We start from the raw sequence: 13,554 nt of genomic DNA, 5'->3' as shown, positions 1-13,554 counted from the left end.
ACTATGATGATTGGTTTACTGTATAAACCCTACTCCAGCTGTTGTATTTGTAATAGGGTCTATGATAATAAATGAACCTCCTTGTTTATGATCTGTATAACGATCATAAAAAAGTGATTTGGCAAGTTTAAAATGTACCGTTGCAATTTCATTAATTGTTACTTCACTTGCGCCAGCTTCTGGTGTAGAAAAATCTGTAGGGATGATTTCTTGTATTTGAGACACCTTTGCAAGTATGCGCTGCGTTGTGTGCTGTAGCTCGTACTTTTTACCCGCCGTAAGCACCATGTCATCCATCCAGCATACGGTTGCTGTAAGCTCTTTGGTTTGTTGAGGCACCTCGGTAGACTTCACAATGACATCACCTCTAGTGACATTAATATCGTCTTCTAGCGTGAGTGTTATAGAATTACCCGCTTGGGCTTCTTTATAAGAATCTTTGTAGCTGAATATGTCTTGAACCTTTGAAGATTTCAAACTAGGCAGTACCGTTATCTCGTCTCCTACTGCTATTGAACTTCCATACACCTTACCCGCATACCCTCTAAAATCATGAAATGCATTGGTTTTTGGTCGTATTACCGATTGTACTGGAAAACGCATAGGCGTATCGCTAGCTGCTTCTGGTGTTACGTTTTCTAAATACCCTAAAATAGATGGTCCTTCATACCAGCCCATTTTCGCGGAAGCGGAAGCCACATTATCACCTGTAAGTGCACTTATAGGAATAAACGTTATCTCTTGATCTTTATAACCACTCTTTGCTCGAAGTGCATCAATGTCATTTTTAATACTATCAAAAACAGACTGATCATAATCTACCAAGTCCATTTTATTTACTGCAATTACCACGTGCTTAACTTGTAAAAGCGCATTAATAAAGAAATGCCTAAATGTTTGCTCGATAACGCCTTTTCTAGCATCTATAAGAATAATAGAAACAGCAGCATTTGACGCTCCTGTAATCATATTACGAGTATACTCTACATGCCCAGGGCTGTCTGCTATAATATAACTTTTAGTAGGTGTCGAAAAATAAATGTGTGCTACATCAATCGTGATTCCTTGCTCACGCTCTGCCACTAATCCATCTGTCGCGAGTGAAAAGTCTAGGTAATCATACCCTAACTTTTTACTGCTTTTTTCTATAGCCTCAAGTTTATCATCAGTAAGTGATTGCGTGTCGTATAACAACCTACCTATTAAAGTACTCTTTCCATCATCTACACTTCCAGCAGTTGCCAGTTTCAATACTTCCATAATCTAAAAATAACCTTGTTGTTTACGTTTTTCCATTGCTGCCTCACTTCGTTTATCATCTATACGAGCTCCACGTTCTGAAATACGGCTTACTTTAATTTCGTTTACTATCTGTTGGATGGTAATTGCCTCAGAAGCTACAGCGGCAGTACATGTCATATCACCTACGGTTCTAAAACGCACTACACGATCTTCTACCTCTTCATTGTCATCTCTATACACACAATCTGAAGCACTCCATATCATCCCATCACGCTCAAACGTTTTTCTTGTGTGTGAAAAGTAAATACTTGGAATTTCAATTTGTTCTTGTTGTATGTAGCTCCACACGTCAAGTTCTGTCCAGTTTGAGATAGGAAAAACGCGCACGTTTTGTCCCAATTCTATATTACCGTTGAGCAAGTCAAATAATTCTGGTCGCTGATTTTTTTCATCCCACTGTCCAAAATCATCTCGTACGGAAAAAATACGCTCTTTTGCTCGTGCCTTTTCCTCATCGCGACGAGCGCCACCAATACATGCATCAAACTTAAACTCCTCAATAGCATCAAGTAATGTAGTTGTTTGTAGACTATTTCTACTAGCATATTTACCAGTTTCTTCTGTCACTTTCCCTTGATCAATTGCGTCTTGCACATTGCGTACAATTAAATTGAGTCCAAGTTCCTTTACTAGATCATCTCGAAATTTGATGGTCTCTGGAAAGTTGTGACCCGTATCCACATGTAATAATGGAAAAGGAATCGCAGCTGGGTAAAATGCTTTTTGAGCAAGCCTCACCAAGGTGATACTATCTTTTCCTCCAGAAAATAACAACACTGGATTTTCAAACTGAGCAACTACCTCTCTAAATATATAAATGGACTCACTCTCGAGTGCATTAGTCTTTAATATCTCTTTCATATATCTCTCTGCTTAGAGATGTAAACCACATTCTCTATGTTCTAATACTTTTGTTGGGTCATTATAACTATGTTCATTAGGCAACTTATGATCTATTAAGTACTTGTCTAACTCACTATCTGACCAATAATAAAAAGGGCTTACTTTAAGAACGCCATCTTTACTTAAACTTAAAATATCTAGGTTATCTCTATGTGCCGTTTGCCCTTGTCTTAAATTAGTAAACCACACATCTGGCTTATGTACTTCCATAGCTCTACGGAAAGGCTCTAATTTCACCTGTTCTGTAAATTCTTTATGACTTTCATCTGCAACCGAAGGATTACCCATCACTACATCACGATGAGCACGGGTTTGTTGTGGTACATATAAGTCAATAGAAAGTGCTAGTTGATTAATAACCTCTTCTGCATGTTTATAGGTTTCTGGAGTATTGTAACCTGTATCACACCATACTACATTAATCTTATCGAACTCTTGAGAAACCACGTGTAAGATGGCTGCCTCATAAGGCCTGAAATTTGTTGTTATTACAGGTTTTTCAGCATGTTCTAATGCCCATTTTACAATATCTGACGGGCTTTGTGATTTTAAATCACTATTAAATTGTGTTATTTGCTCTTGAGTAAACTTCATTATTTTCCCCATTTTATTAAATTCCAAACACGCTCATGGAAAAAGTAGAGCGCCATTTTTGATACTAATTCTACTGCCCCTATACTCAACGCTAAGGCTAGCGTACCAGTTACAAACCACGAAATAGCGATTGTATCAAGTGTCCCTATTGCTCTCCAGCTTATGGACTTCACAATACTGCGCATAGGTTTTTCTGCCGAAGCAGGAGTTTTCTCTTTAGAAGTATTTTTTGATTGTTTTAAAACAAGCGAATCGATAATCATTTCAGAATTATTTATTCCTATCGGATTACTAGGGTTAATCGGCAAATGTAAAATTATTAACTTAGGTTAACAAGAATAATTGTTGTTTTAAAGAAAAAAGCGAGTGAATAGTACTACGAACTAGCAGCCGCTACAAGGTCTGCAAGCGTATTCTTCTCTAACACAAGAAGTGTGTTATCTCTTATTTGTATCATTAAACTATGAACAGAACATGCATCCTCATCTTTACAATCTGCACAACGTTCATAATAATTGAGAGATACACATGGCAGCATGGCAACGGGTCCTTCAAGTACTCTCATGACCTCAACCATTTTGATATCCTTAGGCTCACGACGCAGTTGGTATCCACCACCTTTACCTTTTCGGCTGGATACGAAGCCCGCTTTTTTAAGCGTAAGCATAATGCTTTCAAGGAATTTTTGAGAGATATTTTCACTTTCAGCAATGGTGCCTATTTGCACCAAAGCATCTTCCCGTTGTTCACGGGCAATGTACGTTAGGGCTTTAATGCCGTATTTAGTTTTTCGCGAAAGCATATCTAAAACGAAAGTACTAAAAAACTCTACTTAGAAATAGGGATAATTTATAATTAAAAAATACCGGCATACACGTATTGAATATTAATTCTAAAATAATTCTATCTCATCGTGAGCTTTAAAATGTTTAACGACACCGAAAAATCATACACTATTCACACCGAAAAAATTTTACAAAATTCCCCTAACTTATTTATTACAAGTACATAAAGAACCTTTATTTTTGATAAAAGAAAAATCCCTCAACTTCATTAAATGTTTAAAAATTTCTTTTTTTTATTCCTTTTTGCATTATCTATCTCTTATTCTAATGCGCAAGTTGGTATAAATACTACAAACCCAGATCCATCATCGGCTCTTGATATATCATCTTCTAATCGTGGATTATTACTACCTAGAATGACAGCCGTAGAGAGGGATGCTATTGTTTCACCTGCAGAAGGATTATTTATTTATAATACAGATAGTACTTGCTTTCAATTTTATAAAGCAACTGGATGGTCTGATTGCCTTGCCGAAGCCCCTACCACTTCCTTAGATTGTACTTCTCCAATAGCAAATGGAACTTTTGCCACAGGAGTTCCTCTTGCTGGTAATGGCACTATCACCATAGATGTCCTAGTAAATGTAGTAGGCCCTTATTTGATTACAACAAATACCGTAAATGGTTATAGTTTTACGGGAGCAGGAGTATTTACAAATGCAGGTTTAACAAGTGTTACGCTAACTGGTGTTGGCATACCGCTTATTACTCAAACAGATACTTTTACAATATCCCTCGCTGGAAATTCCAATTTATGTACTGTAGACGTCACTACAGATTCCATACTTAAGAATTGCTTAGAATATCTGAATGCAGGGGAAACAGCTGATGGAATTTACACTATTGATACAGATGGCGCTGGGCCTCTGGCACCATACGACTGTTACTGTGATATGACAAATGACGGTGGGGGCTGGACTCTTGTCTTTAATCATAATATTGCAGGAGGATATTGGCTAAATGACACCCAAGCCAGTGAGTTCAATGTTCTATTACCAGGACTCACAACTCCTAAATACTCGATTTTGAGTAGACTAGATGACCTTAAAAGTGATAGCGATTATGAGTTTAGAATCTACTATCCTACATTCAATTTAAGAAACCACTGGAAACAAGATTTTGATCCACGAAGTGGACCTGGCACAAGCCCCGTAGCTGGTTACGTGCCGATTAGTATTGATATGACTCAAAATGGTTGGGGAGGACTGGAAGGGTCTGGAGGTAATACATACCTTGATGGCTCTGTAGGTTTTGGAAATTGGTTTTATTCAATAGGTAGTAGAAATCCTTGGAATGGTGGACTTCCGTCAAATGGTACTGCAGTTAATGAGGTACAACTATACGTTAGATAATGATGCCGTCTGCTAAAATTTAGAACATGTCAAAAACTACCTTCACATTCATCATATCATTGTTATGGTCTACCATAAGCTTTACTCAAATAGGCATTAACACCACATCTCCAGACCCATCTGCTGCGCTAGATATAGTATCTAAAGACAAAGGAGTCCTACTCCCTGCATTAACCACCCAAGAGCGTGACGCAATAGCCTCACCTACAGCTGGACTCTTTATATATAATAGTGATGATCATTGTTTTCAATACTACAAGGGAACTTCATGGTCTACCTGCCTTGCCGAACGTGGTGAGAACACCCTAGAATGTGCATCAACCATTATAAATGGTACTTACACAAGTGGTAATTCTCTTAACACGACTAACACCATCACTATTGATGTGCTTGTTAAAGTTATAGCATCCTATATGATAAGTACAAATACCACCAATGGCTATAGCTTTAGTGCTACAGGCATCTTTCCTAATTTGGGAATGAATACCATTACACTAGCTGCCTCTGGCACTCCTATAACAAACCAAACAGATGCGTTTACCATCACGCTAGATGGAAGTCCAAGCACTTGTACTGCCACTATTGTTGTAAACTAATGGCAACTTTTAACACCATAACTTAGAAAACAGCCGCTGCTATCTGTCTAATATTATCACTTTTACCCATAGAATAGTAATGAAGCACGGGGACTCCTGCGGCTTTGAGCTCCTTACTTTGCTGGATACACCACTCTATCCCTACTTGCCGAATGGCTGCAGCATCTTTTGCGTTTACAACTTCCATCACTAATGCATCTGGAACATCTACACTAAAGCGTTGCGGAATTAAATTGAGTTGCTTCTTTGTCGCCAGCGGCTTGAGACCTGGTATAATAGGTTTTGTAATACCTGCGGCTCTACACTTATCTACAAAGTCAAAGTACTTCTGATTATCAAAAAACATTTGAGTTACCACATAACAGGCCCCAGCTTCTAACTTTTTCTTTAAAAAATGAATATCACTTTCTAGACTTGGAGCTTCTAGGTGCTTTTCCGGATAACCCGCTACTCCTATGCAAAAATCTGTTTTGGCGCTATTCTGCAAATCTTCATCTAGGTAGGTGCCATTATTTAAGTCTATAATTTGCTCTACGAGGTCTTGTGCATAGATATTTCCATTTTTATTGGGCTTGTAGTAAGTTTCACTCTTAACTGCATCACCACGTAAAGCCATCACGTTTTCAATACCTAGAAAATCCATATCTATCAAAAAATTCTCAGTATCTTCTTTAGAAAAACCTCCGCAAAGTACGTGCGGCACTGCATCTACCTGATAGCGGTTTTGGATTGCTGCACAAATCCCCACTGTTCCTGGGCGTTTTCGCACCACCTTTTTCTCTAGCAATCCATCTTCTCGCTCTTTATAAATGTATTCCTCACGATGGTAGGTTACATCTATAAAAGGAGGCTTAAATTCCATAAGCGGATCTATGTTATCAAAAATGGTATTGATATTTTGGCCCTTAAGAGGCGGCAATATTTCAAATGAAAAATCGGTTCTCTTCTCTTCTATTGCCTTTGCTATGTGGTCTCTTACTTTTGTCATAATCTACTCTGCTATATTTGGGGTGAGCCATTTTTCCGCTTTCGCGAAAGCAATATTTTTACGGCTCGCATAGTCCTTTACTTGATCTTCTTTTATTTTTCCTAGCCCGAAATACCTTGCCTCAGGATGCCCAAAATAATAACCACTTACACTTGCCGCAGGCCACATTGCCAAACTTTCGGTAAGTGAAACACCTATTGACTCTTCCACACCAAGCAACTTCCAAATAGTCTCTTTCTCAAGGTGATCTGGACAAGCCGGATAACCTGGCGCTGGACGTATTCCTTGGTATTTTTCTTTAATTAGATCTGTATTGGCTAGCGCTTCTTTGTTAGCATATCCCCAGTATGTTGTACGCACTTCCTTGTGTAAACACTCGGCAAAGGCTTCGGCGAGTCTGTCTGCAAGTGCTTTAATCATGATGGCACTATAGTCATCTAGGGCTTCTTCAAACTCTTTTGCTTTTTCGGCTGTTCCAAATCCTGTCGTAACACAAAAGGCGCCTATATAATCTTGAATACCACTTTCAAGCGGAGCTATAAAATCTGATAGTGAAATATTTGGCTTTCCTGCTGCCTTTTTGGATTGCTGGCGTAACGTTCGGAAAATGACTCCTCCAGCTTCGAAAGGAGACTTTTTATCATCTTGCTCAAAGCTCCCTTCGGGGGTTGGGGGAATTACAATATCATCTTGGTTATTTGCGTTTGCTTTAAACAGCCCAAAAGTTGCCTTTGCAGTGAGCCACTTCTCGTCAATAATTTGCTGGAGCATTTGTTGTGCGTCTGCAAATAGTTCGCTGGCTTGTGTTCCCACCACCTCATCTGTCAAAATTTCTGGATACTTACCATGTAAATCCCAACTTCTAAAAAACGGACTCCAATCTATAAAAGGCATCAGTTTCTTCAGGTCTAAATGTTCAATCACTTGTACACCTAGTTCTTTTGGAGCGACAATATCTTCGGCTTTAAAAGTTATTTCTAATTTATTTGCTCTCGCCTGCTCAATCGTCACGTATTCCTTAATGCGTTGTCTTGAGTTAAAATTTTCGCGAAAGCGTGCATACTCATTTTTTAATTGATCTTTAAAAAGAATACTTGAGTCTTTCTTTAATAAATCACCTACAATAGTTACTGCTCTACTTGCATCATTTACGTGTACCACCGCATTGTTATAATGAGTATCAATTTTTACAGCGGTGTGTGCTTTGCTCGTGGTTGCACCGCCTATTAACACTGGAATTTTAATATCTAGACGTTGCAACTCTTTAGCTAGATATACCATCTCATCAAGACTAGGCGTAATCAAACCACTAAGCCCTATTACATCTACATTTTCAGCAATGGCTGTGTGGATGATTTTTTCTGGTGAGACCATCACACCTAGGTCGATAATCTCATAATTATTGCAAGCAAGCACTACAGAAACAATATTCTTACCTATGTCATGTACATCACCTTTTACGGTAGCCATGAGGATTTTACCCGCACTTTGATTACTGCCAGAAGTTCCATTTTTAAGTTTCTCTTCCTCTATAAAAGGTAACAAGTAGGCAACGGCTTTCTTCATTACCCTGGCCGATTTAACCACCTGAGGCAAAAACATCTTCCCACTTCCAAACAAGTCTCCTACTACGTTCATCCCACTCATTAAGTGACCTTCTATCACTTTAATAGGAGCATCGACAGATAAGCGGGCTTCTTCTACATCTTCTAGAATGTAGGCATCTATTCCTTTTACAAGTGCTCTGGTGATACGACTTTGGATATCTTCTGTTCTCCAGGCTTCCGTCTCCTTTTCTGTAATTTCTTTTTGACCTACAGTTTCTGCAAATGCTAGTAGTCGTTCTGTTGCATCATCTCTTCTATTGAGAATTACATCTTCTACACGCACCAATAAATCTTCTGGAATGTTATCGTAAATCTCCAGCATAGCAGGGTTTACAATACCTATATTCATCCCGGCCTTTATCGCATGATATAAAAACACAGAATGCATTGCCTCGCGCACTGCGTTGTTACCTCTAAAACTAAAAGAAACATTACTCACCCCACCACTTACAGAACAATGAGGTAAATTATCTCTTACCCATCGCGTGCCTTCTATAAAATCTAACGCATTGCGTTTATGCTCGTCCATTCCCGTCGCCACTGGAAAAATATTAAGATCAAAAATGATGTCTTCTGGCAGGAAATTGACTTCATTAACCAAAATCTCGTAACTACGTTTTGAAATCTCAATACGACGCTTATAATTATCTGCCTGTCCCACCTCATCAAAAGCCATAACCACTACGGCAGCACCGTATCGTTTTATTTTTTTTGCTTGCTCTATAAATTGCGTCTCACCCTCTTTAAGACTTATAGAATTTACTACGCACTTCCCTTGTACGACTTGAAGACCAGCTTCTATGATTTCCCACTTTGAACTGTCTATCATTATAGGAACACGAGAGATGTCTGGCTCTGCAATGACTAGGTTTAAAAACCTAACCATCGCCTCCTTTCCATCAATAAGGCCGTCGTCCATATTGATATCTATAATTTGAGCGCCATTTTCTACTTGATCTCTAGCGACAGATAGTGCCTCGTCAAATTTCTCTTCTTTTATAAGCCGCAAAAATTTCTTTGAACCCGCCACATTTGTACGTTCACCCACATTTATAAAATTACTTTCTGAAGTAATTATTAGTGGCTCTAAACCTGAAAGGCGCATATATCTGGGTGTAGTATTCATTATAAGGTTATTGATCGTGGAGTCACTCCTTTTACAAGTTGAGCAATAGCTTTAATGTGAGCAGGTGTAGTGCCACAACAACCACCCACTATATTCACAAGATCTTTGTCGATATATTTTTTAATCTGCGTCGCCATTTGTTCTGGTGTTTCATCATACTCACCAAAGGCATTAGGCAAGCCAGCATTGGGATGAGCAGAAATCCCGTAGCTAGTAACATTTGCTATTGCTTCTAGATGCGGTTGTAATTGAGAAGCTCCTAGCGCACAATTAAAACCAACACTAAGTAGTGGAATGTGAGAGATAGAAATCAAAAAAGCTTCTGCCGTTTGCCCAGAAAGCGTGCGTCCAGATGCATCTGTAATCGTACCACTCACCATAATTGGTATGTCTGAGTTCCGTTCTTCTTTTACTTCCTCTATTGCAAAAAGACAAGCTTTTGCATTAAGGGTATCAAACACCGTTTCTACAAGCAACATATCCACACCTCCGTCTAGTAAGGCTTCTACTTGTTGTTTATAAGCTACTCTGAGTTCTTCAAAGCTCACTGCACGAAATCCTGGATCATTTACATCTGGAGACATGCTTGCTGTTTTGTTTGTAGGCCCTATACTTCCTGCTACAAATCTTGGTTTGTGCGGTTCTTTTTCTGTAAAAGACTGAGCAACTTCCTTAGCAATTTTCGCGGAAGCGTAATTTAAATCATACACGTACTCCTCCATCTCATAATCTGCCATTGCGATGGTGGTACTTGAGAAGGTGTTAGTCTCCACAATATCTGCTCCTGCTTCAAAATACTTGCGATGCACATCTGCAATCGCAGCAGGCTGTGTAAGTGACAGCATATCGTTATTTCCTTTTACAGAGAGGTGAAAATCCTTAAAGCGCTCTCCTCTAAAATCTTCTTCAGAGAAGTTATATGCTTGCAGCATAGTTCCCATAGCTCCATCAAGAACCAAGATTCTTTCTTCTAATGCGCATGTGAGTTGGCTTTTCATAATTGATTAAGAGCTTGAAAAATGTCACTTTTAATATCTTCAATATGTTCTAGACCCACAGAAATACGGATTAATCCATCTGTGATTCCTACGGCTTCACGCTCGTCTTTTGACAATTTTCCATGAGTTGTACTTGCAGGATGACTTACGATTGTTCTAGTGTCTCCCAGATTTGCCGTGAGGGAACACATTGTGATAGCATCCAGAAAGTCACGTCCTTTTTCTAAACCTCCGTGTATCTCAATGGTGACAATATTTCCACCAGCTTTCATTTGCTTTTGAGCAAGTTCATACTGCGGATGCGATGGCAAAAATGGGTAGCGCACCTGCTTGACTTTACCGTGAGATTCGAGGGACATAGCGAGCTCGTGAGCATTGTCACAATGACGCTCCACGCGTACCGCTAGTGTCTCAAGACTTTTTGAAATTGTCCACGCATTAAATGGAGATAATGCAGGTCCCGTTGCCCTTGCAAATCGATATATTGTATCTACTAATTGCGCACTTCCCACGGTGATTCCTCCCATGGTGCGTCCCTGACCATCCAGTAATTTTGTTGCAGAATGTATTACAAGGTCGGCTCCATAGTGTATAGGCTGCTGTAGATACGGTGTTGCAAAACAATTATCTACTATAAATATGAGATTATGCTTTTGCGCAAGCGCTCCCAGACGTTCTAAGTCTGCAATTTCTGTAGCCGGATTTGTAGGAGACTCTACATATATGATTTTTGTGTTAGGCTTTATTTTTGAGGAGATTTCGTCTAGCTCAGTAATATCAAAGTAGGTATGAGTGATTCCCCATTTAGGTAGGTGTTTTGTAAATAATGTGTGCGTATTCCCAAAAATCGCTCTCGCCGAAAGTATATGATCACCACTATCAAGTAAGGCGGCAAACGTGCTAAAGATAGCACTCATCCCAGTTGCAAAAGTCACGCCTTGCTCTGCGCCTTCTAGCAAACAGATTTTTTCCACCAGCTCTGCACAGTTAGGGTTTGTGTAACGGCTGTAGATGTTGCGCTTTTTTTCTTCGGCAAAAGAGGCTCTCATTTCTTCGGCGCTATCAAACACAAAACTCGAAGTGAGATATACCGGCGCGGCATGCTCTTGATGCACAGAGCGCTCAAGCTGCGTGCGTATGGCAAGTGTTTCTGGGTGATGCTTGCTCATTAATTGAGGCTTTGCGTTATCTTAATTATATCGCTTAAAACACCTCTTGCCGTTACTGCTTTACCAGCTCCCGCGCCTTGAATCACAAGCGGCTGATCACCATATGAAGCGGTATAAATCTCAAAAACAGCATCTGCTCCTTGCGTTTGACCTAGTGCTGTAAACTTAGATTCTTGTACTAGTTTTACCTCGAGTTCTTGCGTTTTGACATTGAGTTCTCCCACGTGACGTAGCACCTCATTGTTTGCAAGGTTCCTTTTACTCTCTGTAAAAATGGTGTCAAGTGTTTTTACGCTTTCGCGAAACTGTGATAAAGTAGTTTTTCCATTAAGTTCCTTAGGCACTAAAGATTGGATTTTTACATCTCCAAACTCCTTTGCAAGGCCTATCTCTCTACTTAGTATTAATAACTTGCGAGCAACATCTTTCCCCGAAAGGTCTTCTCTTGCGTCTGGCTCAGTAAGTCCAAGTGCGTCTGCTTCTAATAATATGTCTGAAAAGTCTTTATCTTCCTTAGAAAAATTATTGAACAAGTAACTTAATGATCCAGAAAAGACTCCTCGTATCTTATGGATCTCTTCTCCACTTTCATAGAGGTTTTTAATGGTTTCTATAATTGGTAATCCGGCTCCAACGTTTGTTTCGTAACCAAATTTCTTCTTATTAAGTGTAAGCGAAGCTCTCAACTTTTTATAGAAATCGTATGACAGTGTGTTTGCAACTTTGTTTGCTGTAACAATATGAAAACCATGTTCCACGAGGTCTATGTAATTATTTGCAAAGGTTGCGCTAGCCGTTACATCTACTGCTACAAATTCTTGTTCTTGCTCATGCTCATGACTTTTTTGCTCCTTTAACTTTTTCGCGAAAGCGTAAATATCTTCAAGCGTATACGGCTGCGCTGCGGTCTCAAAATTAGAACTCCAGCCAGAAGTGACGTTATCTTTAAATAGCGCCAACTTAGAATTTGCTATACAAAAAATGTTGAGCTTTCTATTTGTTGTTTTTTTATTAAAATCTGTGATCTGTGTGATAAGCGTGCTCCCCACATTACCGATCCCAAAGATTACTATATTTATTTGTGACATAACTGTTTTTGAAAAATAGGTTGTACGATAGCAGCGAGCTGCTCGTATTCAATTAAAAAGGCATCGTGACCGTGGATGGAATTTATCTCATGATAGCTAGACGTAATTCCCGCTTCTTGCAGCGCAAGGTGTGTATCATATATCTCATCTGCTAGAAAAAGTCCGTCGGTATCTATTGCGACAAGGTGCACTTTTGCTGTAAGTTGGCTCACTGCTTCATTGAAGCTTTGTTTACCCTTTGTAATATCTGCCGCAAGCAATAATTGATTCATTAATTTATAAGAAGCAATAGAAAATCGTTCTGACAATCGCTTGCCGTGATGATCTAGCCAACTTTGAATATTATATAGTGAATCTTCTTTTTTGGTGCGATTAAATTTTTCTTTAAAAGAGGCAGGCGTGCGATAAAAAGTCATCGCATGAATGCGTGCATCATAGATAGGTCTCTGAGAATGATTCAATAAACTATCTTGAATGTGGCATTGTGCAATGACCCAGTCGGTCGCTTTCCAGTCCGTTGCTATTGGGATAAGGTGCTCTGCTAGATTAGGTCTTTGTGTTGCAAGTTCCCAAGCAATCTGACCACCAAGCGAACCTCCTATTATGGCAAAGAGTTTTTTAATATTTAAATGCTCAAGTAATGTAATTTGAACCTTTGCAATATCGCTATTAGTAAATGCTTTATAATTAAGCACTAGATGATTTTGATTATTATCATAACCATTCCCAGGAATATCCATCGCAAGTATGGTATAGCAACTTGTATCAATCGCTTTATTTCTACCAATCAAATCACTCCACCAACCGTTTTCTCCAGTTATAGAAGAGTTTCCCGTAAGCGCATGATTTACGAGCACGACAGGCGCTGTACCTAATGGCTCACCAAACAATTGATACGTAACATGTAAATGACAAGTGTATCCCGAGTATGTTTTAAAATCTTGTAAATCAATGTGTGAAAGCATAGCCTATCTGTAGATTAAAAA

At 39.2% G+C, this 13,554-nt stretch carries 13 protein-coding genes; 2 read left to right on the top strand and 11 right to left on the bottom strand.

Annotated features, from left to right (window positions below):
• Positions 1-15 precede the first annotated feature (15 nt).
• The 5 genes from DCS32_RS08330 to DCS32_RS08310 all read right to left on the bottom strand — a co-directional run bounded on the left by DCS32_RS08330 (position 16) and on the right by DCS32_RS08310 (position 3,601).
• Positions 16-1,260, bottom strand: coding sequence for a sulfate adenylyltransferase subunit 1 (locus tag DCS32_RS08330; protein WP_108877852.1), 1,245 nt, complete (start codon positions 1,258-1,260; stop codon positions 16-18).
• Between the two features lie 3 nt (positions 1,261-1,263).
• Positions 1,264-2,163 (bottom strand): sulfate adenylyltransferase subunit CysD, encoded by a 900-nt coding sequence (gene cysD, locus DCS32_RS08325; RefSeq protein ID WP_013750236.1) that lies wholly within the window; start codon positions 2,161-2,163, stop codon positions 1,264-1,266.
• 12 nt (positions 2,164-2,175) lie between these two features.
• Positions 2,176-2,799 carry a phosphoadenosine phosphosulfate reductase family protein gene (locus DCS32_RS08320; protein WP_108877851.1) on the bottom strand — a complete coding sequence of 208 codons (624 nt, stop codon included), beginning with the start codon at positions 2,797-2,799 and terminating at the stop codon, positions 2,176-2,178.
• Positions 2,799-3,062 carry a DUF2061 domain-containing protein gene (locus DCS32_RS08315; RefSeq protein ID WP_204161766.1) on the bottom strand — a complete coding sequence of 88 codons (264 nt, stop codon included), beginning with the start codon at positions 3,060-3,062 and terminating at the stop codon, positions 2,799-2,801. The genes DCS32_RS08320 and DCS32_RS08315 overlap by 1 nt, the downstream gene beginning before the upstream one ends.
• A 113-nt stretch (positions 3,063-3,175) precedes the next feature.
• Positions 3,176-3,601 carry an RrF2 family transcriptional regulator gene (locus DCS32_RS08310; protein ID WP_108877849.1) on the bottom strand — a complete coding sequence of 142 codons (426 nt, stop codon included), beginning with the start codon at positions 3,599-3,601 and terminating at the stop codon, positions 3,176-3,178.
• Between the two features lie 255 nt (positions 3,602-3,856).
• Between DCS32_RS08310 and DCS32_RS08305 the strand changes: the two genes are divergently transcribed.
• Together DCS32_RS08305 and DCS32_RS08300 are read left to right on the top strand one after the other, a co-directional pair.
• Entirely contained in the window at positions 3,857-4,996 is a 1,140-nt protein-coding gene (locus DCS32_RS08305; protein ID WP_108877848.1) for a fibrinogen-like YCDxxxxGGGW domain-containing protein, read from the top strand.
• Positions 4,997-5,022: 26 nt separating this feature from the next.
• Complete coding sequence (locus tag DCS32_RS08300; protein ID WP_108877847.1) at positions 5,023-5,592, top strand: hypothetical protein; 570 nt, start codon at positions 5,023-5,025, stop codon at positions 5,590-5,592.
• Positions 5,593-5,614: 22 nt separating this feature from the next.
• On the opposite strand, the gene metF is transcribed toward DCS32_RS08300, so the two are convergent.
• From metF to DCS32_RS08270, 6 genes are read right to left on the bottom strand one after another with little or no spacing between them, the layout of a single operon-like run.
• Complete coding sequence (gene metF / locus DCS32_RS08295) at positions 5,615-6,580, bottom strand: methylenetetrahydrofolate reductase [NAD(P)H] (RefSeq protein ID WP_013750240.1); 966 nt, start codon at positions 6,578-6,580, stop codon at positions 5,615-5,617.
• 3 nt (positions 6,581-6,583) lie between these two features.
• Positions 6,584-9,313, bottom strand: a complete 2,730-nt coding sequence (gene metH, locus DCS32_RS08290; RefSeq protein WP_108877846.1) for a methionine synthase — start codon at positions 9,311-9,313, stop codon at positions 6,584-6,586.
• Positions 9,313-10,311, bottom strand: a complete 999-nt coding sequence (locus tag DCS32_RS08285) for a homocysteine S-methyltransferase family protein (protein WP_108877845.1) — start codon at positions 10,309-10,311, stop codon at positions 9,313-9,315. The genes metH and DCS32_RS08285 overlap by 1 nt, the downstream gene beginning before the upstream one ends.
• The gene (locus DCS32_RS08280; protein ID WP_108877844.1) at positions 10,308-11,480 is read right to left on the bottom strand and encodes a trans-sulfuration enzyme family protein; all 1,173 of its coding nucleotides are present in this window, start codon (positions 11,478-11,480) and stop codon (positions 10,308-10,310) included. Before DCS32_RS08280 ends, DCS32_RS08285 begins: the two co-directional genes overlap by 4 nt.
• Positions 11,480-12,568: an aspartate kinase gene (locus DCS32_RS08275; RefSeq protein ID WP_108877843.1), complete on the bottom strand. Its 1,089-nt coding sequence runs from the start codon at positions 12,566-12,568 to the stop codon at positions 11,480-11,482. Before DCS32_RS08275 ends, DCS32_RS08280 begins: the two co-directional genes overlap by 1 nt.
• Positions 12,556-13,533 (bottom strand): alpha/beta fold hydrolase, encoded by a 978-nt coding sequence (locus tag DCS32_RS08270; protein WP_108877842.1) that lies wholly within the window; start codon positions 13,531-13,533, stop codon positions 12,556-12,558. The genes DCS32_RS08275 and DCS32_RS08270 overlap by 13 nt, the downstream gene beginning before the upstream one ends.
• Positions 13,534-13,554 lie beyond the last annotated feature (21 nt).

Source organism: Dokdonia sp. Dokd-P16, from assembly GCF_003095655.1.
Lineage (GTDB): Bacteria > Bacteroidota > Bacteroidia > Flavobacteriales > Flavobacteriaceae > Dokdonia.
This window is presented reverse-complemented; position numbering and strand designations above follow the sequence as displayed.